The organism is Streptomyces griseoruber, from assembly GCF_001514205.1.
GTDB lineage: Bacteria > Actinomycetota > Actinomycetes > Streptomycetales > Streptomycetaceae > Streptomyces > Streptomyces griseoruber.
In genome coordinates this window covers 241,960-267,787 of the sequence record NZ_KQ948777.1, presented here as the reverse complement: position 1 = coordinate 267,787, position 25,828 = coordinate 241,960, and the positions used below count along the sequence as shown (strand labels likewise).

12 protein-coding genes are annotated in these 25,828 nt (G+C 72.9%); 4 read left to right on the top strand and 8 right to left on the bottom strand.

Going from position 1 to position 25,828, the window contains the following annotated elements; translation table 11 throughout:
- Positions 1-5: 5 nt before the first annotated feature.
- Together AQJ64_RS32920 and AQJ64_RS32915 are read right to left on the bottom strand one after the other, a co-directional pair.
- Positions 6-380, bottom strand: a complete 375-nt coding sequence (locus AQJ64_RS32920; protein WP_055631303.1) for a hypothetical protein — start codon at positions 378-380, stop codon at positions 6-8.
- Between the two features lie 423 nt (positions 381-803).
- Positions 804-3,926, bottom strand: a complete 3,123-nt coding sequence (locus AQJ64_RS32915; protein WP_055631302.1) for an AfsR/SARP family transcriptional regulator — start codon at positions 3,924-3,926, stop codon at positions 804-806.
- A gap of 198 nt (positions 3,927-4,124) precedes the next feature.
- Between AQJ64_RS32915 and AQJ64_RS32910 the strand changes: the two genes are divergently transcribed.
- Positions 4,125-6,533 carry an ATP-binding protein gene (locus tag AQJ64_RS32910; RefSeq protein ID WP_059203232.1) on the top strand — a complete coding sequence of 803 codons (2,409 nt, stop codon included), beginning with the start codon at positions 4,125-4,127 and terminating at the stop codon, positions 6,531-6,533.
- 38 nt (positions 6,534-6,571) lie between these two features.
- On the opposite strand, the gene AQJ64_RS32905 is transcribed toward AQJ64_RS32910, so the two are convergent.
- A complete protein-coding gene (locus AQJ64_RS32905) occupies positions 6,572-7,192 on the bottom strand; it encodes a hypothetical protein (RefSeq protein WP_059203231.1) in 621 nt (206 codons plus the stop codon).
- Positions 7,189-8,442 (bottom strand): hypothetical protein, encoded by a 1,254-nt coding sequence (locus AQJ64_RS32900; RefSeq protein ID WP_206189584.1) that lies wholly within the window; start codon positions 8,440-8,442, stop codon positions 7,189-7,191. The genes AQJ64_RS32905 and AQJ64_RS32900 overlap by 4 nt, the downstream gene beginning before the upstream one ends.
- Positions 8,443-8,706: 264 nt before the next feature.
- On the opposite strand from AQJ64_RS32900, the gene AQJ64_RS32895 reads away from it, so the two are divergent.
- Positions 8,707-10,047, top strand: coding sequence for a jacalin-like lectin (locus AQJ64_RS32895; protein ID WP_055631275.1), 1,341 nt, complete (start codon positions 8,707-8,709; stop codon positions 10,045-10,047).
- Positions 10,048-10,241: 194 nt separating this feature from the next.
- Positions 10,242-11,147: an acetylglutamate kinase gene (gene argB / locus AQJ64_RS32890; RefSeq protein WP_079062083.1), complete on the top strand. Its 906-nt coding sequence runs from the start codon at positions 10,242-10,244 to the stop codon at positions 11,145-11,147.
- Between the two features lie 43 nt (positions 11,148-11,190).
- Here argB and AQJ64_RS32885 read toward each other — a convergent pair whose 3' ends face one another.
- Together AQJ64_RS32885 and AQJ64_RS32880 are read right to left on the bottom strand one after the other, a co-directional pair.
- Positions 11,191-11,706 (bottom strand): GNAT family N-acetyltransferase, encoded by a 516-nt coding sequence (locus AQJ64_RS32885; protein WP_055631274.1) that lies wholly within the window; start codon positions 11,704-11,706, stop codon positions 11,191-11,193.
- Between the two features lie 29 nt (positions 11,707-11,735).
- Complete coding sequence (locus AQJ64_RS32880) at positions 11,736-11,948, bottom strand: MbtH family protein (RefSeq protein ID WP_055631273.1); 213 nt, start codon at positions 11,946-11,948, stop codon at positions 11,736-11,738.
- Positions 11,949-12,042: 94 nt separating this feature from the next.
- Here AQJ64_RS32880 and AQJ64_RS32875 point away from each other — a divergent pair, with 94 nt between their 5' ends.
- On the top strand, positions 12,043-13,143 hold the full coding sequence (locus AQJ64_RS32875; protein ID WP_055631272.1) for an alpha/beta hydrolase-fold protein: 1,101 nt from the start codon (positions 12,043-12,045) through the stop codon (positions 13,141-13,143).
- A 1-nt stretch (position 13,144) separates the two neighbouring features.
- Here AQJ64_RS32875 and AQJ64_RS32870 read toward each other — a convergent pair whose 3' ends face one another.
- Complete coding sequence (locus AQJ64_RS32870; protein ID WP_055631271.1) at positions 13,145-14,845, bottom strand: ABC transporter ATP-binding protein; 1,701 nt, start codon at positions 14,843-14,845, stop codon at positions 13,145-13,147.
- Positions 14,832-25,763: a non-ribosomal peptide synthetase gene (locus AQJ64_RS32865; protein ID WP_055631270.1), complete on the bottom strand. Its 10,932-nt coding sequence runs from the start codon at positions 25,761-25,763 to the stop codon at positions 14,832-14,834. The genes AQJ64_RS32870 and AQJ64_RS32865 overlap by 14 nt, the downstream gene beginning before the upstream one ends.
- Positions 25,764-25,828 lie beyond the last annotated feature (65 nt).

Below are 25,828 nucleotides of genomic sequence, written 5' to 3'. Positions count from 1 at the left end.
CGGCGTCAGCTCCGCCCGGGTCCCTGGAAGGTGATGCCCGAGAAGTCCCGGCCCTGCAGCACCGGTCCTTCCTGGGTGCCCCCGCTGATCGAGTTGCTCGTCTCGCCGTCACCGGTGCGCAGGCCCCGGGCCTGCTGCTGCCACTGTGTCAACTGGGCCCGGAACACCGGGTCCTGCTCCGCGTGGCGGCTGAGCGCCGCACTCAGCGCCTGGGCTCGACGGGCGTCCTGCGGGGCTTCGCCCAGCGAGGTGAGTTCGGCCTCGCCGGCCTCGGGCCTGCCCCGCACCAACTGGACCAGTGTCGCCCACAGGTGCCGGCCGGCCTCGCCGCCCGCCCCGGTCGCCGCCGCCACGAGAAGCCCTGCCGAGATCGGATCCACGCCTGCGCCCCCTGTCGCCGGTTCGAGGCCTCATGGTCTCAGGCGGCCGCCGCCGGAGGAGAGAAGCCAACCGGCCTCCGGCCCGCGGTCGGCGCCGGGGCCGGAGGTGGTCGGTGCACGGGTGTGCAGGGGGCCGTCAGCCGCCGCTGATGAAGGACGACGGGGGGTTCGCCATCACAAAGAACGCGATACACGTGTAGATAGCTGCGGCGATACGAATGGCGCTCACTTGCTTCTGCTCCTTGCCTTGACTGAAGCGACAATCAGGGATGGAAAGACGGCACGACGGAGCGCCTCTGGAGCACGGCGACACCGACGTCCTCGACCGCATTCATCCTAGCGGTGATCAAGGCACTCCCCGCCACTCGCGAAATGGCGGCGGAACCGCAGGAGATTTATCCGTGTCGGCAACGGACGGCCATGCTATTGTCCCGGCGACTTCGCCCCGCGCAGCTGAGCCAGCGCGCGTGAGGCGCGAGCCTGTTCGGACAGGGCGCCGAGGCGCATGCTGATGGAGAGGCTCTCCTCGAAGTGGGCCACGGCGCGTGCCGTCTGTCCCGTGTCCCGCTCCGCCTGGGCCAGGTCGTAGAGGACTTCGGCCTCCTCGCCTGCGGCATGGATGCGCCGGGCGACCGCGAGGGCGGCCAGGTGACGCTCGATGGCGCGCTCGCCGCGACCGGCCGCCCGGTACGCCCGGCCGATGCGGTTGAGGGCGATGGCCTCGCCGCGCCGGTCCCCCATGTCGCGCAGCACGGGCAGGGCCTGCTCGTAGAGCGAGAGGGCCTCGCCGGTTTTCCCGAGCACGTCCAGAACACTCGCCAGATTGATTTTGAGGGTGGCACCGTCACGCTTGTTGCCCGCCCCGGATTCGATGCCGATCGCTTCTCGGTAAGCCTTCTCCGCGGCGGCGGGATCACCGATCCTCTGATACAGCTCGGCCAGGTTGTTCAACACGCTGTATTTGCCACGGTCGTTCCGCGCGGCCCGGAATCCGGCCAGGGCCGACAGAAAGGATTCGAGCGCCTCGCGATGCTCCGCGAGATGGAGATGGGTGATCCCCAGAAGATTCCTGCTGCGCGCGATCTGAAGTTCACTTCCCGTTTGCAAGAGGAAAGCAAGGGCTCGCTTCTGAAGCGTCTGGGCCATTCTGTACTGCCCCGTCTGCCACAGCGGAATGGCCAGCTGATGGATGCACTCGCTCTCCAGCGCCGGGTCCACGAGGAGACGAGCCGCCTCCAGCGCCTCCCGCGCGGCCGAAATCGCCTCCTCGTACCGCGACGCATGTGTATGGATCATGCACAGATCGAGCAGGGCGCGGACCCGTGACGCCTCGTCGCCCACCGCGGCCCAGTGGGCGACGGCCCTGCGCAGCAGCGGCTCGGCCGTCACGACATGCCCTTCGTTGTCCAGAAAACCCGCCAGGACATGGACGGAAAGGGCGAGTTGACGTTCCGAGCCGTGGTCCGCGATCCAGTGCAACGCGCCCAGGACATTGGCGCCTTCGGTGATCAGCCAGCGCTCGGCGGCCTGGGCGTCGGCGATTTCCTGCCGCGGCGACCCATCGGGGCCGGCCTCCGTTCGCACTTCCCTGCGCGGCCGAAAGGGATAGGCCAGCCGGTCGGCCCGGTCCGCGACGGACAGATAGTGCCGCACCAGCTTTCGCACAGCTTTTCGGTCGGCGTTCATGGATTCGAGATCGGGGTCGGGATCGGATTCGGGATCGGGGTCGAGATCGGGGTCGAGATCGGGGTCGTCAACCAGTGATCTTGCGTATCCGCGCAGCAGATCATGCATCGTGAATCGATGCGGAGCGGGTTCGGAGACGAGGTGGCGGGCGAGGAGTTCCTCCATGGCCCGTTCGGCCGCGCCGACGGAGAGACCGGTGAGCGCGGCCACCGCGAAGGGGCCGAATTCCGTCCCGAAGTGCAGACCGCAGCGCCGGAATACCTTCCGCTGGACCGGATTCAGCGCCCGGTAGGACAGCGCGAAGACATGCGCCACGCTCCGCTCGCCGTCGTGCAGTTCCTCCAGGTGCCCGTCGCCGCCGGTCAGCTGTCCCAGCAGGTCGGACGTGGTCCACGAGGGGCGGGCGAGAAGCCGGCTGGCGGCGATCTCTATGGCCAGGGGAAGAAAACCGCAGATACGGACGATCTCGGCCACATCCGTACGCCTGATGTCGGGTCGGGCGCCGAGGCGCCGCTCGAAGAGGGCGACGGCGTCGTCCTCCGGCAGCACGTCGAGGGAGACCGGCCGGACTCCCGGCAGCCCGGGCAGCCGTTTGCGGCTGGTGACGACGACGGCGGTCGGGGAGGCTCCCGGAAGCAGGGGGCGGACCTGGTCCGGGCCGGCCGCGTCGTCCAGGATCACCAGCATGCGGCGCTCCCGTGCCGCGGCGCGCCACACGGCGACCAGTTCTTCGAGGTCATGGGGCAGTTCCTTGGCGTCCGTGCCGATCAGGCGCAGCAGTTCGGTGAGCGCGCGGGTCGGGGACAGCGCCGTCCGGTCGGCGGCGTGGCCGCCGAGGTGCAGATAGAGGCGGCCGCCCGGGAAGCGGTCCCGCAGTCGATGGGCGAGGTGGACGGCGAGCGAGGTCTTCCCCACGCCGCCCATGCCGTCGACGGCCTCCACGGTGACCACGGTGGCGCCGGTGCCGTCGCTCTCGCTGAGGGCCGCCGTGAGCCGCCGCAGTTCCTCCCGCCTCCCGACCCACGGGACGTCCCTCGGCAGGTTGTCCGGGACCCTGCGGGCGGGCGGAGCGGGCGGTGCCGGCGGGCGGTCGGCGCGCTGCAGCAGGTCCGCGGCGGACGTTCCCGACAGGATGCCCTGCTGGACGCGGTGCAGCCGGCGTCCGGCATCGAGGCCGATGTCGCGGATGACGCGCTGCCGGGTGCGCTGGAGCAGCCGGGTCGCCTCGGCCGTGCGGCTGCTGCCGTGCAGCGCGACGGCCAGCCGTTCCACCAGGGCCTCGTCCACGGGATGGGCGTCCACCAGCGGCAGCAGCACCGGGACGGCGTCGGCGAAGGCGCCCCTGCCGATGAGGAGGTCGGCGCGGGTCAGGGCGGCGGCCAGTCGCGTCTCGCCCACGGTGGCCCGCAGATGCTCGGCCCAGGAACCGGCGATCCCGGCGAGCGGTTCGCCGCGCCAGAGCCGGTCCGCCCGGTCCAGCAGGAGCAGCGCCGCGGTCTCGTCGTCGCCCTGCCGGGCGCGGGCCTCGTGGACCAGGTCGGTGTAGCGGCGCAGATCCACGCGGGCCGGGTCGACGCGCATCTCGTACGAGTGGGAGCGGCTGACGATCGTGGGGGCGTCGGCACCGGCGACGCGCAGAGCGGCGCGGATCCTCGAGGCGTGCGTATGGAGCGCCTCCCTGGCCTTGGCCGGTGGATGCTCGTCCCAAATGCGGTGGATCAGCGTCTCCATGCCCACCGTGCGGCCCGCGTCCCAGGCCAGAGCGGCCAGGGCCAGGCGGGTCTTGGTGGAACCGAGATCTCTGAGGCGCCCGGCGGCCGGCACTTCGACCGAACCGGAAAGTCGAATCTCCCATTCCACCAGCGTCCTCCCGGCGGTAGGACCTTCATGTGGCTGAGCCTTCGAGAATGTCATGGACCTGTTAAATCTGACCAGACGACTATCGGTTCAGTCCAAATCCGATCGATAAAAAAACGATTCTGTTCGTGGATCCCGCAAACAGGGGAGGCACTTCCGGTATCGGCCCGTACGGAGCCGCCCCCGAAAGGAGTCCCCCGCGTGCGAGTTCCCCCCTCGGACCGGCTGGAGGCCATGCGGTCGGCCGTGTTCGCGAGTCACGCGCGGCCCGAATCCTCCGCCTGGCAGGACCTGGCGACGGTGGTGCGGACCGCCGCCCGGACGGATGGGGCGGTGGCCCGCCTCTGGCCCCCGGAGAACTCCCCGCCGGCGACGGCGCGTCCGCGGCTGGAACGCCTCGTCCAGGCGCTGGACGAGCTGGCGGCGCACGACGGCGGCACCGAGCGGGCCGTGACGTGGTGGCTGCGGCGCCATGCCCCCGGAGCGCCCCCCGGAACCTCCAACACCGTCGGCGGGAACTCCGTGATCCACGGACCGAGTGTGCAGGGCCGGGACTTCTACGGCGACCTCCACTTCCACGGGCCGCCCGAGCCGGCGCGCGCCCGCCTCCCGGTGCCCCGCCAACTGCCCCCGGCCACGGCACGGTTCGTGGACCGCGAGAGCGACCGGGCGGCCCTGGACGCGCTGCGCGCCGGCCATCCGGCGCACCACCCCCAGGTACTGGTCGTCAGCGGCCTCGCCGGCGTCGGCAAGACGACCCTCGTCTCGCACTGGCTGCACGAGCACTCCGCCGGTTTTCCCGACGGCATCCTCTACTCCGACCTCGGCGGCCACCGCGCCGAAGGGGACGGCGGACCGGTCCCGCCGGCCACGGTCCTGGAGCGCTTCCTGCTCGCTCTCGGAGCACCCGTGGTCCCCGCCGACACCGCGGGCCGCAGCGCGCTCTGGCGCTCCCTGACCGCGGGACTGCGGCTGGCCGTCGTCCTGGACAACGCGGTCACGGCGGCTCAGGTACGACCGCTGCTGCCCGGAACGTCCACCGCGCTGACCGTGGTGACCAGCCGCACCATCCTCACCGGTCTGCGGGTCGACGGTGCCGCCCTGCACCGGCTGGAGGCCCTGCCCGCGGAGTCGGCCGTCGCGCTGCTGGCCGTCGGCGGCGGGAGCCGTGTCGCCCGCGAACCCGCCGCCGCCCAGCGGGTCGTGGAGCTGTGCGGCCGACTGCCCCTGACGGTCTGCCTGGCATCCGCCCAGCTCGCCGTACGCCCCCACCGCTCCGTCTCCGCGCTGGCCGAGACGCTGTCCCGGACCCAGGGTGCCCTCGACGGCCTGCACATCGAAGGAGAGGCCGTGATGCGGACGGCACTGGACCTGTCGTACGGACTGCTGCCCCGGGAGAGCGCCACGCTCTACCGCCGGATGGGCCTGCTGCCCACCGACCGTCACGATCTCGCCCTGCTGACGGCCCTCACCGACGCCTCCGACCTCACCGACGTCGACAACGCGCTGCACGCCCTCGTGGAGGCCAACCTCGTGGAGGAGACCGGCCCCGGTGTCTACCGCTTCCACGACCTCGTACGACAGCACGCCCACCGGCTCGGTGCGGAACGGGAGGGTCCCGAGCAGCGTGACCGGGCCCTCCGCGGCTTCGTGGACTGGTGTCTGGCCACCGCGGCCGTGGCGGAGTCCCTCCTGACGCCCTCTCACCCGTTGCCGGACCACGCCCCGCCCGCACCGCATGCCGCCCCCACCCCGCTCGCCGGCCCCGAGGAGGCACTGGCCTGGCTCGACACCCACCGCGACGGGCTGATGAACGCCGTACGGCACTGCGCCGAGGCCGGCTGGCACACCAGCTGCTGGCGGCTGACCGACGCGCTGTGGCCGCTGTTCCAACGGCTCCGCCCCTCCGACATGTGGATCGAGGCGCACCGGCTCGGTCTCGACGCGGCCCGCCGCAGCGGATCACAGCCGGGGGAGGGGCGGATGCTCACCTCCGGTGCGATCGGACTCCGTGACGGCGGCCGGTACGAGGAGGCTGCCGACTGGTACCGGCAGGCCCTCGAACTCGCCCTGGCCGAGGGGGACGTACGGCAGCAGGCCCAGGCGGTCAACGGCCTGGGGCACCTGTGCCTGCTCACCGGGCGCCTGGACGAGGCCCGCGAGCACTTCGGGCGGGCCCTGCGGCTGAGGGAGTCGATCGGGTACCACAGGGGGGCCGCGCTCTCCCGCAGACGCCTCGGCGAGACCGCCCTCGCCGCCGGCGACCTGCCCGAGGCCGCCCGCCAACTGAGCCGTGCTCTCACGGAGTTGGAGTCGCTCCAGGAGTCGTACGAGGCGACCCGGGCGCTGGCCCTGCTCGGACGGGCCGAGACCCGCGGCGGGAACGAGGACGGCACCCGTCATCTGCGGGAAGCCCTGGAGCGGTTCCGCACCGGGCCCGGCCGCTCCGAGCACTGGGAGGCACGGACCCTGGAGTGGCTGGGACGGGCCGCCGAGACCCGGGGGGAGACGGCGCAGGCGGTCGGCCATTACGAGGCCGCCCGGGATCTCCTCCTGCGACTGGACCCCGCCGGGGCGCGACGGCTGGACGACCGGCTGCGGCACCTGTGAGCGGTGCCGCAGCCGGTCCCGCACGGCGCGGGGGGGGGTCAGCGGGGCGGACGGGGCCCCGCGCCGTCCGCCCCGGCGGCGAGGGAGCCCAGGGATTCCGGGGCGCCGCCGGCCACGACCCACGCGTGCAGCACCGAGGCGACCAGGTGCACCGCGGACCGGACCCGCGGGCCCCGCAGTTCGGGGCGCGCGTACCGCAGGGCGCCGGTCCGGTCCCGTACCCCCACCAGACACCTCGTCCCGGACTCGGGCACTCCGGCGACGAGACAGCCCGGATGACGCAGGAGCAGTTCGTCCACCCGTCGGCGGGCCTCCCACGGCGGCGACTCCACCCGGCTCACCAGCACATCGGCGTACTCCGCCAGACGGACGGTGCGCGGGTCACCGGCCGCCGCCCACAACTGCACGTCGCAGGGGAACCGGCCCGGCGGATGCGGGCACGGGGGCGGCCCCGGGTGCGTGAGGCCGCCGGCCGTGCCGGACAGCGGGTCACGGCGCACCAGAAGCGTTCCGTGCGCCGGGTGCGCCCGCCAGCGCACCCGGGCGGTGGCGCGGCCGGGCCCGGCGGACGGTCCGTCCCAGGAGGCCGCCGCCGCGCCGTCGAAGCACACCGTCGTCCAGGCCGCGTCGAGCGGGACCGGCGCGGCGCCCTCGCTCACCGTGCCGCTCCGAGGTCGGCCGCGGCCTCCCAGTGCCGCAGCGGCCGGGGCGCGGGCAGCGGGGCCACGGCCGGCGGGCGGGCGGGTTCACCCAGTCCCAGCAGCCGGTACACGACCGTACGCATCCGCCGGTGGAACTGCCCCGGTGCCGACGACAGCGACGCGGCCACCTGGTCGTAGTGACCCGGACGGCGGGTGCGGGCCGCGTACTCCAGTTGTTCGGCCAGCGGATGCACGGGAGAGATCACCGGTGCCACGGCGGACAGCAGGGCCGCCGGTGAGCAGGGCGACACCTCCCGGCGCGGGCCCGCCGTGAGGAGGATGGTGGCGTCCGTGAGGGTGCCGTACGCGGTGAGCGAGCCGTGATCGCCGATGATCCAGTCGGCCGCGATCAGCAGGGGCTGCCAGTCCGCCTCCGGGGGCACGATCGCGATACCGCGCCCGCGGCAGCCGGCGAGCCAGCTGTGCACCTGCCAGGCGCCGTGTCCGGCGAAGACGTTCGGGTGGACGAGCAGTGCCACCCGGTGGCCGACGCCCCTGTGTCCGAGCAGGTGCGGCAGCAGGGACTCGAGCCGCCCGAAGGTGGACGCCGGTCCCCAGGTGGAGCTGATGACGACCAGCCGCTCCCCGGCGCGGATGCCGAGCTCCCGCCGGTACCGCGCGCGCCAGGGCCTGCCCGCCGCGATCCGGTCGACGCAGGGGTCGCCCACCACGTGCGCCACCGGCAGCGCCTCCGGACACGAGCGGGCCAGGGCCTCCAGGTCGCGGTGGTGGGCGTAGCCGATCGCGGCGGGGACCACCCGGCCCTCGTGCAGCAGATGACGGCGGCTCAGCATCCCGGGCGGTCGCGCCTCTCCCGGAGCGAGCCCGGTGCGGTCGGTGAGCGGCTTGATGTGCCCGGCTCCGTGCGAGACGCGCACCACGGGGCACCGCAGTTCGTGCACCCCACGGGACCCGGCGGCGAGCGCCAGATCGAACTCGGCCTCCAGTGCCTCCTCCCAGGGCACCGGTGTGATGCCCATGTCGTGCAGGTACTGCGTGACCCCGTTCCCGAAGGCGTGCGGCGCGGCCGTGAAGACCAGTTGGACCCGCAGATCGGCCTCCAGCAGACCGAACACCTCCCGCAGCCGCTGTGCGAACGTCACCGTGTGGACGACCACCAGCACCCGCTTGCAGTCCCGCACCGTCAGCCAGTGCCCCTGCTCGATCAGTGCCGGTTTCGTGGTTCTGACAGACACGCGATCCCCCATCGCTCATCGCTTCCTACAGCACTCGGCGAGGGGCTTCCCGGTGCGCACGGCAGTTTCCTTGCAGGGGGCTTGCAGCGGGCTTGCGGCCCGGATGCGGGCAACGCGGCGCCGTCACCGGTTTCATGACGGGAGGTCAAATCGTCCGTGTACGGGCGGCGACTGCCGCGAAAGAGCGCGCAAACTCTGGACACACCCGGGGTAACCAGCGGTAACTTCCGCCATATTCAAGTCCGCAACCGCTTTCCCCCCCAGGAGACACACCCCATGCGCAGACTCCTCACCTGCCTGGCGGCGACGGCCGCCGCTCTCGGCGGGCTCGCCGCGGCCGCCCCGCCCGCCGCGGCCGCCGACTCGGGCACCTTCAGCGTCCTCAGCTACAACGTGGCCGGACTGCCCGAGGCCCTCTCCAGCGCGCCGACGCCCCGCCAGTCCAGCACGACCACCATCGGCGGGCGGATCGCGCCGTACGACATCGTGCATGTGCAGGAGGACTTCAACTACCACGCCTACCTGTACGCGGCCGACACCGCGCACGCCTACCGCACCCCCACCAGCGGCGGCGCCGGGATCGGCAGCGGGCTCAACACGCTGTCGAAGATCTCCTACGACGCGGACGACTTCGAGCGGGTGGGCTGGAACTCCTGCCAGCTGGACTCGGGCGACTGCCTCACCCCGAAGGGCTTCACCTTCATGCGCGAGCGTCTCGCCGAAGGGGTGTACGTCGACTTCTACAACGTGCACACCAACGCCGGGACCAGTGACGGGGACCTCGCCTCGCGCGCGGACAACCTGGCGCAGCTCACCGCGTTCATCTCGACCCACTCCGCCGGGAACGCGGTCGTGGTGATGGGGGACACCAACACGCGCTACACCCGCTCCGGCGACACCATCGCCGAGTTCGCCGCCGCCAACGGCCTGACCGACGCCTGGGTCCAGCTGATCCGCGGCGGCTCGGCGCCCGCCAAGGGCAGTGACGCCCTGGTCTGCGACCAGTCGGGGGCGACCGTCCCCAACACCTGCGAGGTCGTCGACAAGGTCCTCTACCGGGGCAGCAAGCTCGTCTCGCTCAACGCCACCGCGTACAACAACGAGCATGCCAAGTTCCTCACCGACGACGGGCTGATGCTCTCCGACCACGACCCGATCACCGTCGGCTTCAGCTGGTCGCGCAACTCCGCCTTCCAGCTGAGCGACCAGTTCGGCGGCCCGCACGGCGACTACTACAACGACATCAACAGCGTGCCGGCCGGTGCCCGCGCCTCCACCATCGCGCTGCGGGCGGGTTCCCGGGTCGACCAGCTGAGCGTGACCCTGTCGAACGGCACCACCCTCGCCCACGGCGGGACCGGCGGCACCGCGTCCTCGCTGACGCTGGGCAGCGGCGAGTACGTGACGACGGCGTATCTGTGCCAGGCCGAGAAGGACGGCCACACGCGGATCTTCTACGCCAGGTTCACGACGAACCTCGGCCGCACCCTGGCCGGTGGCACCACGACCTCGGACTGCGTGACCCGCACCGCTCCCAGCGGCTGGCAGATCGCCGGGTTCCACGGGCGTTCCGGCGACGAGGTCGACAAGGTCGGCTTCCTCTACACCCAGCGCTGATCCGCCGCCCCTTCGGCATCACCCCGGGGCCTCGGGGGAGCCTTTCCCCGAGGCCCCGAATACAGGAATACCCCCAGGAACATTAGGGTAGGCTAAGCTAACAAAATCTTGGGGTCGGTTCCGTGCGGAACACCGTCAGGGGAGGGAACGGCGCGACGCGTGACCACACCGGGACACCGCACAGGGGAGCGAGCATGACCGCAGGGGCCGCAGACGTGACCACCGCCGTCGCGGAGCGCACACCCGGGCAATCCCCGGCCGAAGAGCTCCGGGGCAGCACGGTCGTCGTCAAGTACGGCGGCAACGCCATGGTGGACGGGAGCCTCCAGCAGGCCTTCGCCCAGGATGTGGTGGAGCTGTGGCACGCGGGCCTGCGCCCGGTCGTCGTGCACGGCGGGGGCCCGCAGATCAGCGCGATGCTCGACCGCCTCGGACTGGAGAGCCGCTTCGAGGCGGGCCTGAGGGTCACCACCCCCGAGACCATGGACGTGGTGCGCATGGTGCTGACGGGCAGGGTCCAGCGGGACCTGGTCGGGCACATCAACGCCCACGGCCCGTTCGCCGTCGGGATCACGGGCGAGGACGCGCACACGATGACCGCCGTGCGCCGGCCGGCCCGGATGGACGGCCGGCCGGTGGACATCGGTCTGGTCGGCGACATCGTCGACGTGAACCCGGGGGCGGTGCGGGCCCTCCTGGAGCAGGGGCACATCCCCGTGGTCTCCCCCGTGGCACGCGGCGAGGACGGAGAGGTCTACAACATCAACGCGGACCTCGCGGCGTCCGCGCTGGCGGTGGCCCTCGGCGCCGCCCGTCTGGTGGTGCTCACCGACGTGGCGGGGCTCTACGCCGACTGGCCGCGCGGCACCGAGGTGATCGAGCGCCTCACGGCCGGCGAACTCGAACTCCTGCTGCCGGAGTTGGCGACCGGGATGCTGCCGAAGATGGAGGGCTGCCTGCGGGCCGTCCGGGCCGGTGTGCACCGGGCCCGGGTGCTCGACGGGAGGGTGCCGCACGCACTGCTGCGGGGCCTGCTGGGCAAGGAGGGGTCCGGGACGACCGTGGTCCCGGACGACGGTCCCGAGCACCGGGGCGGGTGAGCTTCCGCCCGGACGGCGGGAGCCCACCCGATGGCGTGCGCCGCTACAACGCCCGCCCCAGGACCCGGGCGTCGCGCCGCGGGTCCAGGGACCGCACCCAGTCGGCCGGTGCCGGAGAGGGGCCGGTCGGCGTGAAGCCGTGACGCAGGAAGAGGCCGCCCCCGCCGGTCGTCGCCGTGAACAGGGCGCCCAGCGACAGGGCACGGGCCCGGGCCAGGGCCGCCTCCAGAAGACGCGCCCCGGTTCCGCGGCCCTGCCGGTGCCGGGCCACGCAGAAGTTGTACAGGACGCCGGCCGGGCCGTGATCGCCGTCCGGATGCGTCCGCAGCCCCAGACACCCCTCGAGCGTGCCGTCGAGGGCCTCCACCACGAGGAAGTCGGCCGCGTGGGCCGCGTACAGCGAGAGGGGCCGTTCGCGCAGTGCCCCCGCGCGCACGAACGGACGGGACAGAGCGGCGAGGGCGGGGGCGTCCTCGCGGCACGCGGCGCGTACGAGCGGTGCCGCCAAGGGGTGCGCGAGCGGCGGGACAGGGTGCGGCGTAGCCGTGGTCGGGGTCACGAGATAAGGCTAGCCTTGCCTAATGGCCTTCATGTGTCCATGGACGCGGCGAGGGACCGGGGCCGCAGATCGGTCCAGTTCGCCTCGATGTACTCCAGGCACGCTTCCCGGGTGCCGCCGTCGAGGACGACCGTCCACCCTCCGGGCACCTCGGCGAAGGACGGCCAGAGCGAGTGCTGGCCCTCGTCGTTCACCAGGACCAGGAAACGCCCGTCGGCGTCGTCGAAGGGGTTGGTGCTCATGCTGAGTGCCTCCCGGAAAGGTCAAGATTAGGTTAGCCTCGCCTAATTGGAACGAGCCTAACCTCTCCCCCTTCCCCCTCACAAGGAGACGTCCATGCGGGGCCTCCCGGCCGAAATGACAGACGGCTTCGCCGGGTTCGGGCTGCCCGGCACACCCGGCACCGACGCGTTCTGGGCGGCGGCGGCAGCGCCGGCGTCGATACCCGCCGAGGACGGCGGCTGGCTGACCCTGTTCCTGTGGCGCGGGTCCGAGGCGAGCGTCGGTTTCGAGAGCTGGTCGGAGCCGGTGCGGCTGCGCCGGTGGGGCGCCTCGGACTGCTGGTACGCCGCGGTGCGCATGCCCGCGCGGCTGCGGGTGACCTACCGGTTCCTCGCGGGTGACGAAACGTACGCCGACCCGTTCAACCCGGTCGGCGCGGGCGGTGACCGGTCCATCGCCGCGACCCCGGACGCCCCGGCCCAGCCGCACTGGCCCGCGCTCGGCGCGGACGGCGTCCTGCCCGTGCCGCTCGCCCGGATCCGCTGGGCCAGTGCCCGGCTCGGCGACCGGCGGACCGTCCGGATCCACCCGGCGGGAGGCGGCGGGCCGGTCGTCCTGCTGCTCGACGGGGACGACTGGCTGTATCTGCACCCGGCCATGACCGCGTTCGACTCGGCCGTCGCCGCCGGTGAACTGCCCCCCGTCACCCTCGTCTTCCTCCCGGCCGGGGACCGGGTGGCCGAGTTCGCGTGCCGGCCCGACCTGTGGGAGGCGGTCCGCGACGAACTGCTCCCGCTGGTCGCCGAGTCCGGGATACCCGCCGACCCGGAGCGACTGGTGGTCGCCGGGCAGAGCCTCGGCGGGCTGAGCGCGCTGTACGCGGCCCTGGAGTTCCCGGAGCTGGTGTCCCGCGTCGCCTGCCAGTCGGGATCCTTCTGGTGGACGCCCGGAGCCCTGGACCTCGCCGACCCGCTGGGCGGCCCGGCCGGGGGTGCCGTCGCCGACCGGCTGCGCGAGCGCCCCGATCTGTCCGGTCTGCGGATCGCGTTCGACGTGGGGGAACACGAGACACGGATGCTGCCCCACTGCGAGCTGACCGAGAACCTGACCCGGCAGGCCGGCGCCACCGTACGGGTCTCACGGTCACCGTCCGACCACGACCGCGCGGGGTGGCGCCACGCCCTGCTCAGGGATGTCGCCTGGGCCCTCGGTTAGCTCACCGGGCCACCGCCGCGCAGTACTCCTCGTCCGTCGCCAGCAGGTTGCGGTGGGTGTCCTCGGCCGTGATGACGCCGTCGTCCAGGACCAGGACACGGTCGGCGGCGTCGAGCAGGGCGGGACTGCTGGTGATGACGAGGGTGGTGCGGCCCCGGCGCAGTCGGGCGACGCCCCGGGCGATGAGCTGTTCGGTCACGGCGTCCACGGCCGTCGTCGGGTCGTGCAGGACCAGGACCTCGGTGTCGGCGGCCAGGGCGCGGGCCAGGGACAGCCGTTGACGCTGCCCGCCGGAGAGGTTCGCGCCGCGGTCGCGGACACCGTACTCGAGTCCCTCGCGGTGGAGGGCGACGACATCGGTGAGCATGGACGCCTCGACGGCCTCGGGGACCAGCCGGCTGCTGCCCGACGGGTCGATGTTGGTGCGGAGGGTGCCCGCGAAGATCTCCCCGTCGTAGGGGTTCACCAGCAGGTGCGCGCGGAGCGCCTCGATGGAGAGGTCCGCCAGCTCCCGCCCGCCGACCCGCACCACGCCCTCGTACGCCTCCGGCGGCACGTTGACGGCCAGGACCGACGCGAGGTCGGCGGCCGTACGCGGCTGGTAGGCGGCGATCGCCACGAACTCACCGGCGGACACCTGGAGCTTCAGCCGGCGCAGGGACCCGTACCGCACACAGTCGATCTCCAGTCCCCCGCCCGCGGCCGGGCGTTCCGGCCCCGGGACCGTCACCGGCGGCGCGGCCAGCACCAGCGCCATCCGCTCGGCCGAGGCCCGGGCGATCATGACGTACTTGGGCATCTCCGAGAACAGCTTGAGCGGGTCCATGATGAACTGCGCCAGCCCCACGGCCATGACGAGTTCCCCGATGTCGATCCGGCCGTCGAAGGCCAGCCAGCCCGCCGTCAGGGTCACCGCGCCGGCGAGGACCGCGTTGAGGGCCAGCGCGGTGCCCGCGTAGGCGCCGTTGACCTTGGCGACGGTGACCGCCTGGTGCTGCGCCTCGGTGCTGACCGTCCGGTAGGAGCAAAACGCCGCGTGGTTGCCGCCGAAGCCGTGCAGCGGGCGCAGACCGGTGATCAGGTCGGCGACCTTCGCACCCGCCCGCGCCACCCGGGCCTGCTGTTCCTGGGTGCTGGAGCCGATCCGCCGGGACAGCACGCTCAGGATCGACATGATCGCGACGGTTCCCACGATCACCAGCAGGCCGAGCCGGAGATCGGCGAGGCCCAGCGCGACCGCCGCGACCACCACCGCGACCAGCGAGCTGATCAGCAGCGGCACCACCTCGATGATGTCGGCGGTCTGGTCGGCGTCCTCGGTGGCGATGGTCAGCACCTCGCCGGACTTGAGGTCGACGTCCCGGGCCACCGGCTGGAGTCCGCAGGCCGCGACCCGCACCCGCCAGCGGTGCGCCTCCGTGGTGTTGGCCTTCTGCAGGACGCGCATGCCGAACCGCCACGACAGCGACACCGTCGTGATGATCACGGCCAGCGCGGCGATCGACAGGCCGAGCGAGCCGAGGCTGCGGTGGCGCAGGGTGTGCTCGACGATCAGGCCGAGCGCGATCGGGAACGCCGTCTCACCGGCCTGGTACAGGCCCATGAGGAGGGTGCCCCCGGCCATGGCGCCGAGGTTGCGGCGCAGGGCGGTGCGCAGGATGTCGGACCCCGTGCGGGGCCGCTGGGTGTCAGGAGTTGTCATCGAGGTGGCGGGCAATCGCTTCCGGGGTGCGCAGGGTGAACAGGTCTCGGATCGTGATCACAGGGCCGTACTCGCGGCGGAGCAGCCCGATCAGCCGTACCGCCAGCATGGAGTGCCCCCCGAGGGACACGAAGTCGCTCACCGCGCTCACCTCGTCGTCGTCCAGGTCCAGTGCCTCGGCGAAGAACTCGCACACCACGGTCTCGGTCCCGGTCCCGGGGCCCCGCTCCCCCGCCGTGGTCAGCGCGCCCAGCGGCTTGGCCTCCGGCAGTGCCTTCGTGTCAGCCTTCCCGTTCACGGTCAGCGGGATGCCGTCGACCCGGGCGTAGTGCGTCGGGCGCAGGAAGTCCGGCAGTCCGGCGCCCACCTCGGCGGCGACCGACGCCAGGTCCGCGCCGTCCAGCACGAGATAGGCGGCCAGCCGGTGGGAGCCGTCGACCTGCGGGTCCGGCTGGGCGACCGCGGCGACGAACCGCACCGCCGGGTGGGCCGCGAACACCGCCTCGACCTCGCCGAGTTCGACCCGGTGCCCCCGGATCTTGACCTGCTGGTCGGTGCGGCCCAGATACAGGAGATTGCCGTCGGGACGCCGGATCACCAGGTCCCCGGTGCGGTACATGCGCTCGCCGGGCTCGCCGAACGGGCAGGCGACGAACCGGTGCGCGGTCTGGGCGGGCTGTCCGAGATAGCCGCGCGCGATGCCGATGCCGGACACGTACAGCTCACCGGGAACCCCGTCCGGCAGCGGCCGCAGCCAGGGGTCGAGGACGTACACGTCGGTGTTGTCGATCGCCACACCGACCACCGGGTCCTCGCACTCGAAGGTGCCGACGCCGAGGGTGTTGATGGTGTACTCGGTGGGCCCGTACAGGTTGTAGCCGACCGTCCCCTCGGTCTCCGCGAGCCGCTGCCACAGCGTCGGGGTGACGGCCTCACCGCCCAGCAGCACCAGCGCCGGCCGCCGTGCCGGGTCGTCGAGCAGGCCCTCGGCGACCAGCTGCTGGGCGTAGGTCGGCGTCACGTTGATGACGTCGATGCCGTGCTCCAGGCAGTACGCGACCAGCCGGGGCGCGTCACGGCGCAGTTCCTCGTCGCAGATGTGCACCTCGTGGCCGTCGGCGAGCCACAGCAGCTCCTCCCACGACATGTCGAAGGCGAACGACACGGTGTGCGCGATCCGCAGGACCCGGTGGCCGTGCCGCGCCAGCACCGGCTCGAAGATCCGGCGCTGATGGTTGATCAGCATGTTGGTGAGACCGGCGTACTCGGTGACCACGCCCTTGGGCTTCCCGGTCGAGCCCGAGGTGTAGATCGTGTACGCGGGGTGCCGCAGCCGGTCCGGGTCCTCGGGCGCGAACGTCCGGTAGGGCTCGGCCGCGGGCAGCGGACGGTCCAGTTCGACCAGCTCGCCGCCCATGCCGGTCAGCCGGGGCGCCACGGAGCTCACGGTGAGGATCACGTCCGGGCGGGCGTCGGCGACGATCGCGGCGATCCGCTCGTCCGGATGGTCCAGCTCCAGCGGCACATACGCGGCTCCCGCCCGCAGGACGGCGAACAGGGCCACGATCGAGTCCGGGGAGCGCGGGATCGCGAGCCCCACGGTCGTCTCGGGGCCGATGCCGCGCCCCACGAGCACTCCGGCCACGGCGCGGCTGCGGTCCCGGAGCCCCGCGAAGGTCAGGGTCGCGCCGTCGGCGACCAGCGCCACCCGCTCGGGGTCACGGTCGGCGGCCCGGTCGAACCGGTCGACGACGGTGTCCGTGCCGATGTCCGTGCGCTCCTCCCGCACGGGCTCCGGCCCCAGCCCGCCGAGCGCGCCGACCGGTCCGGTGGCCCGGGCCAGGTCGTCCAGTACGCGCAGGTAGTCGTCGAGGAGCCGGCGGGCGCCCTCGGTGTCGCCGTCGCGGTACTCCAGCTTGACCGTGAGCCGGTCGCCGGGCGTGACGACCCAGGTGAACGGGTAGTGGGTGGAGTCCTCCGCCTTGACCGAGACGATGCCGTGCCGGGCGTTCATCTCGGCGAACGCGTCCAGGTCCAGGAAGTTCTGGAGCACGAACAGGTTGTCGAACAGGGTGTCGTGCCCGCTGGCCCGCTGGATCTCGCCGAGCCCCAGGTGCTCGTGCTCCATGGCCTCGACCCTGGCCGCCTGTACGGCCGACAGGTAGCCGCGGACCGTGTCGTCCGGCCGGGCCCTGGTCCACATCGGCACGGTGTTGAGCAGGACGCCGACGATGTCCTCGAGGCCCTCGCCCTCGCGGCCGGAGACGGTCACGCCGAACACGGCGTCGCCGCGGCCCGTGCGGGCGCCCAGCAGCAGACCGAACGCACCGGTCAGCACGGAGTTCAGGGTGACGCCGTGCCGTCTGGCGGCCTCCGCCAGCAGCTCCGACTGGGCGGCGGTCATGGTGTGCACCAGGGCCCGCGGCAGGTCGTCGGAGAACACCGGCGCCGGCCCGGCGAGCAGGGTCGGGCCGGGCAGTCCGGCCAGGTGCTCCGCCCAGAAGCGTTCCGCCGCGGCGCCGTCCCTGGCGTCGAGCGCCCGGGCGTGGTCCTCGAAGCCCGGCACGGCCGGGACCGGGACCGGCGACTCGCCCGCGACGACGGCCTCGTAGGCGTCGAACAGGTCACGCAGCACGATCTCGCGGGACCAGCCGTCCCACAGCAGCAGGTGGTAGCTGAGCAGCAGACCGTCACGGCCGCCGGGCCGCCGTACCACGGTCAGCCGGATCAGCGGCGGCTCGCCCGGGTCGAAGCCCGTGTCGCGGTCCCGGGCGCGCAGGTCCTCCACCTCGGCGTCCGTCGCGAGCTCGACGGTGCGGACCCCGACCCGCCGGCCCGCCCTGAGGACCTGCACGGGGTTGCCGTCGTCGTCGGTGGTGAAGCCGGCGCCGACGACCGGGTGCCGTGCGGTCACGTATGCCATCGCCTCGGCGAGCGCGTCCGTGTCCAGGCGCCGGTCGAAGGTGAACCAGCTCTGCGCGACGTAGTGTCCGGCCGATCCCGCGAGCTGCGCCTGGAAGTACAGGCCCCGCTGGAGGGGGGTGACCGGTGCCGTGCGCTCGGTCGTCGCGGAGGCGTCGGCCAGCTGCTCCAGCGCGCCGCGCCAGTGGTCGAGGAGCTCGTCGGGGATGCCCTCGGCGAGCGTGAAGGCCGCGTGCAGGCTTCCGGTGGCGGCGTCGAGCCAGGCGTTCACCTCGACGGCGTACCGGCTGCCCTCGTCGCCGCCGGTGATGTGCACCGCCTGGGACTCGCTGCCCCGGCCGAGGTAGTTGAACAGCACCTGCGGGCGGGCGGTCAGCAGCGGGGCCGTCTGCGGGTTGAGGTACCGCAGCCGGCCGTAGCCGGCGTGCGCCCGTTCGTCGGGCTGGCGTGCGGCGAGTTCGCGCGCCGCGGCGACCGGATCGGTGTGCGCGGTGAGCCGTACGGGCGCGATGGCGGTGAACCAGCCGACCGTACGGGTGTAGTCGTGGTGCTCCAGGACCGGGACCCGGCCGTGCCGCTCCAGCTCGATCGCCAGATCCGTGGGCTCGGGCTGGATGCGGGTGAGGGCGGTGCGCAGCGCGCCGCACAGCAGCTCGGTGAGGCCGACGCCGAGCGCGGTGGGCGCGGTACGCGTCACCCGGTCGGTCACGTCGGGCGCGAGGACGACCGTGGTCTCGCGGAGCCCGTCGACGGCGGGGAGCAGCGGGGGCGCCTGGAGCGTGGTGATCCAGTGCCCGAGGTCGTCGGTCGTGCGGGCGGCGTCGAGGGCGAGTGCTTCGGCGTACTCGGCGTAGGAGGTGGTCGGCGGCGCCAGGGCCTCCGCGCGCAGGGCGGTCGCCAGGTCCTCCAGCAGGATCAGCCAGGACACCGAGTCCACGGCGAGGTGGTGCACGGTGACCACCAGGGTCCGGCTCCGCTCCAGCCACGAGAACGCGACGACCTCACCGGCTTCGGGGTCGAGCCGTCCGGCGGCCTCGTTCGCCGCCGTCGTGGCATCGGTCGTGTCCGGCCGTACGACGGTGATCCCGCCGGCGGGTTCGGTCCGCAGGGTCCAGACGCCGTGCTCGGTCCGCAGCCGGAGCCGCAGGGCCGCGTGCGCGGCCACGACGGTGCGCGCGGCGCGCTCGGCGTCGGCGTACCCGGTGCCCTCGGGGGCCACCAGTGTCCGGGCCTGGGCGAACCGGGCGAGGGAGCCGCCCAGTTCGCGGCGGCGCAGGATGATCGGCGTCGGTGTCAGCGGGCCGTCCTCGCGGCGGTCCGGTGCGGGTGCCGCCGCGGGCCGCGGTGCCTGTGCCGCGAGGTGTCCGGCGAGCGCGCGGGGGGTCCGGTGCAGGAACACGTCGCGGGGTGCGATCGGCAGGCCGAGCGCCCTGGCCCGGTTGACGAGGGTGATGGCGACGATGCTGTCGCCTCCGGCGCGGAAGAAGTCGGTGTCGGGGTTTGCGTCGGTGTCGTGCAGCACCTCGGCGAAGATGCGGACGAACGCGGGGAGTGCGGCGTGTTCGTCTGCGGGTGCGTCGTGGCCGGTCGCGCAGTTCCCCGCGCCCCTGGGCGGCGCTGCCGCGCCGGCTGCCAGGGCCTGGCGGTCCAGTTTGCCGTTCACCGTCAGAGGCAGGGCGTCCAGCGTCAGCACCCGGCCCGGCACCATGTGCACGGGCAGTTTCGCCGACAGCAGGGCGGTGAGGTCGCCGGGCACCCGGCCCACGACGTGCGCCACCAGGTGGTCGGCGTCGGCCGCGACGGTGACGGCCACGTCGACCACTCCGTCGAGCTCCCGGACCGCGTTCTCCACCTCGCCCAACTCGATGCGGAATCCCTTGAGTTGGACCTGATCGTCGGCGCGGCCGGTGAATTCCAGTTCGCCGTCGAGGGTGCGGCGGGCGAGGTCGCCCGTGTGGTACATGCGGGAGCCGTCGCCCGTGAACGGGTTCGCCACGAACCGGCTCGCCGTGAGTCCGGGCCGGCCCAGATAGCCGAGCGACACCTGGTCGCCGGCCACGTAGATGGCGCCCACCCTGCCCGGCGGGACCGGCCGCAGCCGGTCGTCGAGGAGATAGGTGGCCAGGCCGGGGATCGGTCCGCCGATGGGGCTGACGGCGTCGCCGCCGGCGAAGTCCTCGTCGGTCAGCACCCGGTGGGTGACATGGACGGTGGTCTCGGTGATGCCGTACATGTTGACCAGCTCGGGCGTGGCGGTGCCGTGCCGGTCGACCCAGCCGCGCAGCCGCCCGAGGTCCAGCGCCTCGCCGCCGAAGATGATCCGGCGCAGTGCGGGCAGCGGCTCGCCCGCGTGCCGATCGGCCTCGATGAACTGGTAGAACGCCGACGGCGTCTGGTTGAGCACGGTCACCGAGCGCTCGCGGACCAGCCGGTGGAAGTCGACCGGGGAACGGGTCAGCCCGTACTCCGGCACCAGCAGCTCACCGCCGTGGGCCAGCGCGCCCCACAGCTCCCAGACCGCGAAGTCGAAGGAGAAGGAGTGGAACTGGACCCACACGTCCCGCGGGCCGAAGCCCATGTCGGGCCGGGTGTTGCCGAGCAGGGTCACCACGCTGGAGTGCGGGACGACGACGCCCTTGGGCCGGCCGGTCGAGCCGGAGGTGTAGATCACGTACGCGGGATCGTGCCAGCCGGCCTCGGCAGCGGGCGCGACGGCGGTCTGCGCCGGTTCCGGTGCGTCGCCCTGCGCCAGCACCCGGGCCGGGACGCCCGCCCGGGCCAGCAGTCGCGTGAAGCGGTCGCGCTGGTCGCGGTCCACGAGGACCACCTGCGGAGCGGCGTCCGCGAGGATGTACTCCAGCCGTTCGTCGGGGTACGCCAGGTCCAGCGGCACATACGCGCCGCCCGCGCCGACGATCGCGACCAGGGCGACGACCTGCTCGACGGAGCGCGGGACGGCGACGGCGACCCGCTGGCCCGGTCCGACCCCGGCCGCGCGCAGTGCCGAGGCCAACTCGGCCTTCGCGGCGGCCAGTTCACCGTAGGTCAGGGAGCGGGTGGCGCCGTCGAGGGCGCACTGGGTGACGGCGGTGGCGGACGGGTCGCGGCGGGCGGCGGCGTCGAACAGTCCGCCGAGCGTGGCCGGCGTGCTGCCCACGGGACGCCGGTCGTTCTCCGGTGTGAGGTCGTCGACCAGGGCGTCCGGCCGGGTGAGCAGACCGGTGAGGGTCCGGGCGAAGGTGTGCAGGACGGACCGGGCGCTCGTCTCGCGGATCAGCTCACCGTCGTAGATCAGGTTGAAGCGGGCGCGGCCGTCGGGGGTGCGTTCGACGACCAGCGTCAACGGGTAGTGCGGGGCACCCTCGTTGACGATGCCGGTGACGGCCAGGGTGTCGCCGGGCCGCCGCAGTCCCGCCACGTCGGTGGCGACGTCGAAGACCACCAGGGTGTCGAACAGGGAGCCGCCGCCGGCGAGCCGGCCGATCCTCGCCAGCGAGACGTGCTGGTGCGCCAGTACCGCGCTCTGGTGCTCGCGTACCGAGGCGAGCAGATCGTGCGCGGTGGTGGTCGCCGCCCAACGGGCCCGCACGGGGATCGTGTTGATGAACAGGCCGACCATGTCCTCGATGCCGGGCAGGTCGAGGTCGCGTCCGGACACCGTGGAGCCGAACACCACGTCCCTGCCGTGCAGGAGGGAGCCCAGGGTCACCGCCCAGGCACTGTGCACGGCCGCGCTGAGGGGCACGCCGGCCGACCGGGCGGCCGCGTCGATGTCGTCCCGCGGCTCCAGGGCGGTGTCCGCGAAGCGGTCGGAGGGCGTGTGGCCCTCGGCGACCAGGGAGGGGCCGGGCAGTTCGGCGAGCTGCTCGCGCCAGACGCGGTCGCTCTCGCCCTCGTCGTGTCCGGCGAGCCGGCGTACGTAGTCGGGGAAGCCGCCGAGGGGGTGCACCGTTCCCGGCGCGTGGTACTCGGCCAGCAGCGCGCGCAGCATCGGCGGTACCGACCAGCCGTCGGCGATGATGTGGTGCACCGTCTGCACCAGGACGGCACGGCCGGGGCCTCCGCGGACGAGGGTGTACCGCATCAGCGGGCCGGTCGCGAGGTCGAACCCGGCGCGGCGGTCCCGCTCGGCGAACGCGCGCAGCTCGGCGTCGGTGATGCCGGGGCGGTCCAGTGTGCGGAACGGCGCCCGCGCCCCGCTCTCCAGAACGGAGACCACCCGGCCGTCGGCGAGGGCCGTGAACCGGGCCGCCAGGTTGGGGTGGAGCGTGAGCAGGCGGGTGGCGGCCGCCTCCAGCCGGTCCGCGTCCACCTCGCCGTCCAGCGTGAGCAGTTGCTGCTCGACGTAGGAGCCGGCCGAGTCGTCGTCGAAGACGGAGTGGAAGTAGAGGCCTTCCTGGAGCGGGGTCAGCGGCAGGACGTCCAGCAGCCGGGGGCCGTCGAGGGCGTCGACGTCGGCCTGGGTGAGCCGCACCGGCGCGAAGTCGCTGGGCGAGTGGCCGCCTTCGTCCAGCGCGGCGAGTCCGGCCAGGGCCGTCCGGTAGTACGCGCCGAGGGTGGTGATGTCGTCGTCGGTGAACATCCCCTCGGGCCAGGAGACGGTGGTGACCAGTTCGTACGCGCCGTTCGCGGCGGGTTCCGCGATGGCGTTGAACTCCAGGGGACGCGGCAGGCGCATGCCCGGATCGCGCCTCTCGCCCAACTGGCCCGTGGTACTGGCGAGTTGCCAGTCTCCGGGGGCGCCTGCGTCGAAGCGGCCCAGATAGTTGAAGAGCACCTGGGGGGCCGGCGCCTCGAACTCGGTCCCGGCCAGGTAGCGCAGGGCGCCGTAGGACACGCCGTTGTCCGGCACCCGGGCGAGGTCCTCCTTGACCGCCTTGAGCGCGGCGGCCAGGTAGGAGGGTGCGGTGAAGTCGGCGGTGTGTCCGGGGTCGACGGTCACGGGGAACAGGGTGGTGAACCAGCCCACGGTCCTGGACAGTTCGGGCTCGAAGCCGGCGGAGGGCGCCACGAACGGTGCCTCGCGGCCGTGGCCCTCGAGTTCGATGTGCGCGAAGGTCTGCGTGTGGCCCAGGTCACGGCGCCACCGGGCGAGGGCGACGGCGAGCGCGGTCAGCAGGACGTCGTTGACGCCGGCGTGGAACTTCGCGGGGATCTCGCCCAGCAGCGCGGCCGTGACCTCGGGGCCGACCGAGACGGTCCGCAGCCGCTCCTTCGCGACGGTGTCGGTCGCGGCCAGGGCACGCCGGCCCACCGGCAGGTCCTCACCCGGCAGGGGCTGCCGGTAGTACGCGCTGTCCGCGTCGAACGCGGCGCGTTCCAGCAGGTGGGTCCAGCGCCGGAAGGACGTGCCCGCCCGGGGCAGTTCGACCGGGGCGCCCGCGGTGCGCTGCCGCCATGCGGTGGCCAGGTCGTCCATCAGGATCCGCCAGGACACACCGTCGATCACCACATGGTGGGCGACGAGGACCAGTTGCCGTGCCGCGCGGCGCCAGACGGCCCGCAGCATCGCGCCGCCCGCCGGGTCGAGGCCCGCGGTGGCGAGGGCGACGCACGCGTCGAGCGGCCGGTCGCTCTCCTGCCATCCCGCCACGGCCCGGTCGGGCTCGGGGATCTCGAAGCTCCACCGCTCGCCGCGCACCAGCCGGGCGCGCAGCATGTCGTGCCGGCGGACCACGGCGGTGAGGATCTCGTCGAGGTCGTCCGCGGTCAGGTCCGCGGGGGTGGTCAGCACCACCGACTGGACGAAGCCGTCGATGGCGTCGGTGGTCTCGCCGAGCCACTGCACGACGGGTGATCCCACGACGGAGCCGGTGGGGACGTCGCGGTGGTCGACGGCGGAGACGTCCTCACGGCTCGCCACCGCCGCCAGCGCGCCCACCGTGCCGTGGGTGAAGATCTGCCGTGCCGTGACATGCAGCCCGGCCTCGCGCAACGCGCTCAGCAGGGAGATCGCGAGGATGCTGTCCCCGCCGAGCTTGAAGAAGTTCTGGTCGACGCCGACCTCGTCGAGCCGCAGGACGGCCGCGACCGCCGTGCACACCGCCCGCTCGTCCTCGGTGACGGGCCGGACGAGCGAGCCCGTCCCGATCACGGGCTCGGGGAGCGCGGCCCGGTCGAGCTTGCCGTTGGCGGTGAGCGGGAACGCGGTCAGGACGACGACATGGGCGGGCACCATGTACTCCACCATGTGCGCGGCGGCCCACGTCGTGACGTCGTCCGCCCGCAGGTCCTCGCTCCCGGCGGCCGGGATGACGTACCCGACGAGGTAGGTGCCGCCCGCCGTGTTCTTCTTCGCGACGACACAGCTGTGCCGGACGCCGGGGTGCTCCGCCAGCCCGGCCTCGACGTCCTCGATCTCCAGCCGCATGCCGCGGATCTTGATCTGGTTGTCGGCCCGGCCGAGGAAGTCCAGCGATCCGTCGGCGTTGAAGCGTGCGAGGTCACCGGTCCGGTACAGCCGGGAGCCGTCGGCGGCGAAGGGGTTCGCGACGAACCGGGAAGCGGTCAGGCCGGGCGCGCCCACGTATCCGCGCCCCAGGAGGAAGCCGCCCACGTACAGTTCGCCACCGGCGCCCACCGGGACCGGGCGCAGTTCGTCGTCCAGGACGTAGAGCTGGGTGTTCGGATTGGCCCTGCCGATCGACGTCGACAGGCGTTCCGCCGCGCCCCGGTAGATGACGTGCGAGACGCCGATGGTCGTCTCGGCGGGGCCGTAGCCGTGGTACATGGGGATGTCGAGCCTGGTGCGGAAGCGCTCGTACAGCTCAGGGGTCAGGACCTCGCCGCCGCACCACACGTGCCGCAGACTGTCCAGGCGCCCCGACTCGCCCGCGATCTCCAGCAGGACGTCCAGCATGGAGGAGACGAGGTAGGTGAAGGTGACGCGGTGCTCGGCGATCACGCCCAGCAGATGGTGCGGGTCGCGTTCGCCGCCGGGCCGCAGCACGACCAGCCGGCCGCCGGACACCAGCGGCAGGAATATCTCGTTGATGGAGATGTCGAAGGACAGCGGCGCCTTGAACAGCGAGGCGTCGTCATGGCCGAAGCGCAGGATCTCGTCGACCTGCCACAGCAGGCGCTCGCTGATCGCCTCGTGCCGGATCATCGCGCCCTTGGGCCGCCCCGTGGAACCGGACGTGAAGATGACATAGGCCAGGGCGTCGCCGAGGACGGTGACGCCGGTCCCCTCCGTGGGGTACGCGCCGAACCGCCAGTCGCCGAGGTCCACGGCCACGGCGTCCGGTTCACCCGGGGCGGGCTGGCCCGAGGCGTCGAGTTGCAGGACGACCCGGGCGTCCTCGATGACGACGGCCCGGCGCGCGGCGGGCCATTGCGGGTCGAGCGGTACGAACGCGCCTCCCGCCTGGAGCACGGCTAGCAGAGCGACGACCATGTCGGCGGAGCGGCCGAGGGAGATACCGACGATCTGTTCGGCGGTGAGACCGCGTTCGATCAGATGATGAGCCAACTGGCTGGAGAATTGAGCGACTTGACGGTAGGTCAGCGTGCGGTGCTCGTCGACGACGGCCACGGCGTCCGGCCGGGTGCGGGCCTGTTCGCGGAACATCTCCACGAGGGTGGGGCGGACGCGGTCGGCCCGGTTGTCGTTCCACTCGGCCAGGGTCGCGAGCCGCGCCGCCACGCTGGACGGGCCGATCGTGCCGAGGGGCCGGTCGGGGAAGTCGGCCAGGTCGTCCAGGGCCAGCTGGGCGTCGGCCGGGTCGACGCCTTCGGGGACGGTGATGCTGCGTCCGTCCGCGCCGACCCGCCAACCGCCGGGCGCCGCACCGCCGTTGCCGACCCAGCCGAGGACGTCGGCGAAGAGCGTGCCGGGGGTGAGGTCGATGCCGTCAGGACTCAGGCCCGTCGCCCAGTACGACAGCCCGATGGCGCACGCTTCGGCGACGGTCCTGTCGGAGTGGTCGCCGATGCGCCGGCGTACATCGGAAAGGCGATCGGTGGACAGCAGTACGAGACGAGCGCTCGGTTCCATCGACGACTCAACGCCCCTTCTGAGCATGAAAGTTGCCTCACATAACGGAGGGCTGCCTGGCCTGG

Coding starts and splice junctions, on each gene's coding strand:
- AQJ64_RS32895 (WP_055631275.1), top strand. CDS start 8,707: ATGCGCAGACTCCTCACCTGCCTGGCGGCGACGGCCGCCGCTCTCGGC.
- AQJ64_RS32865 (WP_055631270.1), bottom strand. CDS start 25,763: ATGGAACCGAGCGCTCGTCTCGTACTGCTGTCCACCGATCGCCTTTCC.
- AQJ64_RS32900 (WP_206189584.1), bottom strand. CDS start 8,442: ATGGGGGATCGCGTGTCTGTCAGAACCACGAAACCGGCACTGATCGAG.
- AQJ64_RS32875 (WP_055631272.1), top strand. CDS start 12,043: ATGCGGGGCCTCCCGGCCGAAATGACAGACGGCTTCGCCGGGTTCGGG.
- AQJ64_RS32870 (WP_055631271.1), bottom strand. CDS start 14,845: ATGACAACTCCTGACACCCAGCGGCCCCGCACGGGGTCCGACATCCTG.
- argB (WP_079062083.1), top strand. CDS start 10,242: ATGACCGCAGGGGCCGCAGACGTGACCACCGCCGTCGCGGAGCGCACA.
- AQJ64_RS32880 (WP_055631273.1), bottom strand. CDS start 11,948: ATGAGCACCAACCCCTTCGACGACGCCGACGGGCGTTTCCTGGTCCTG.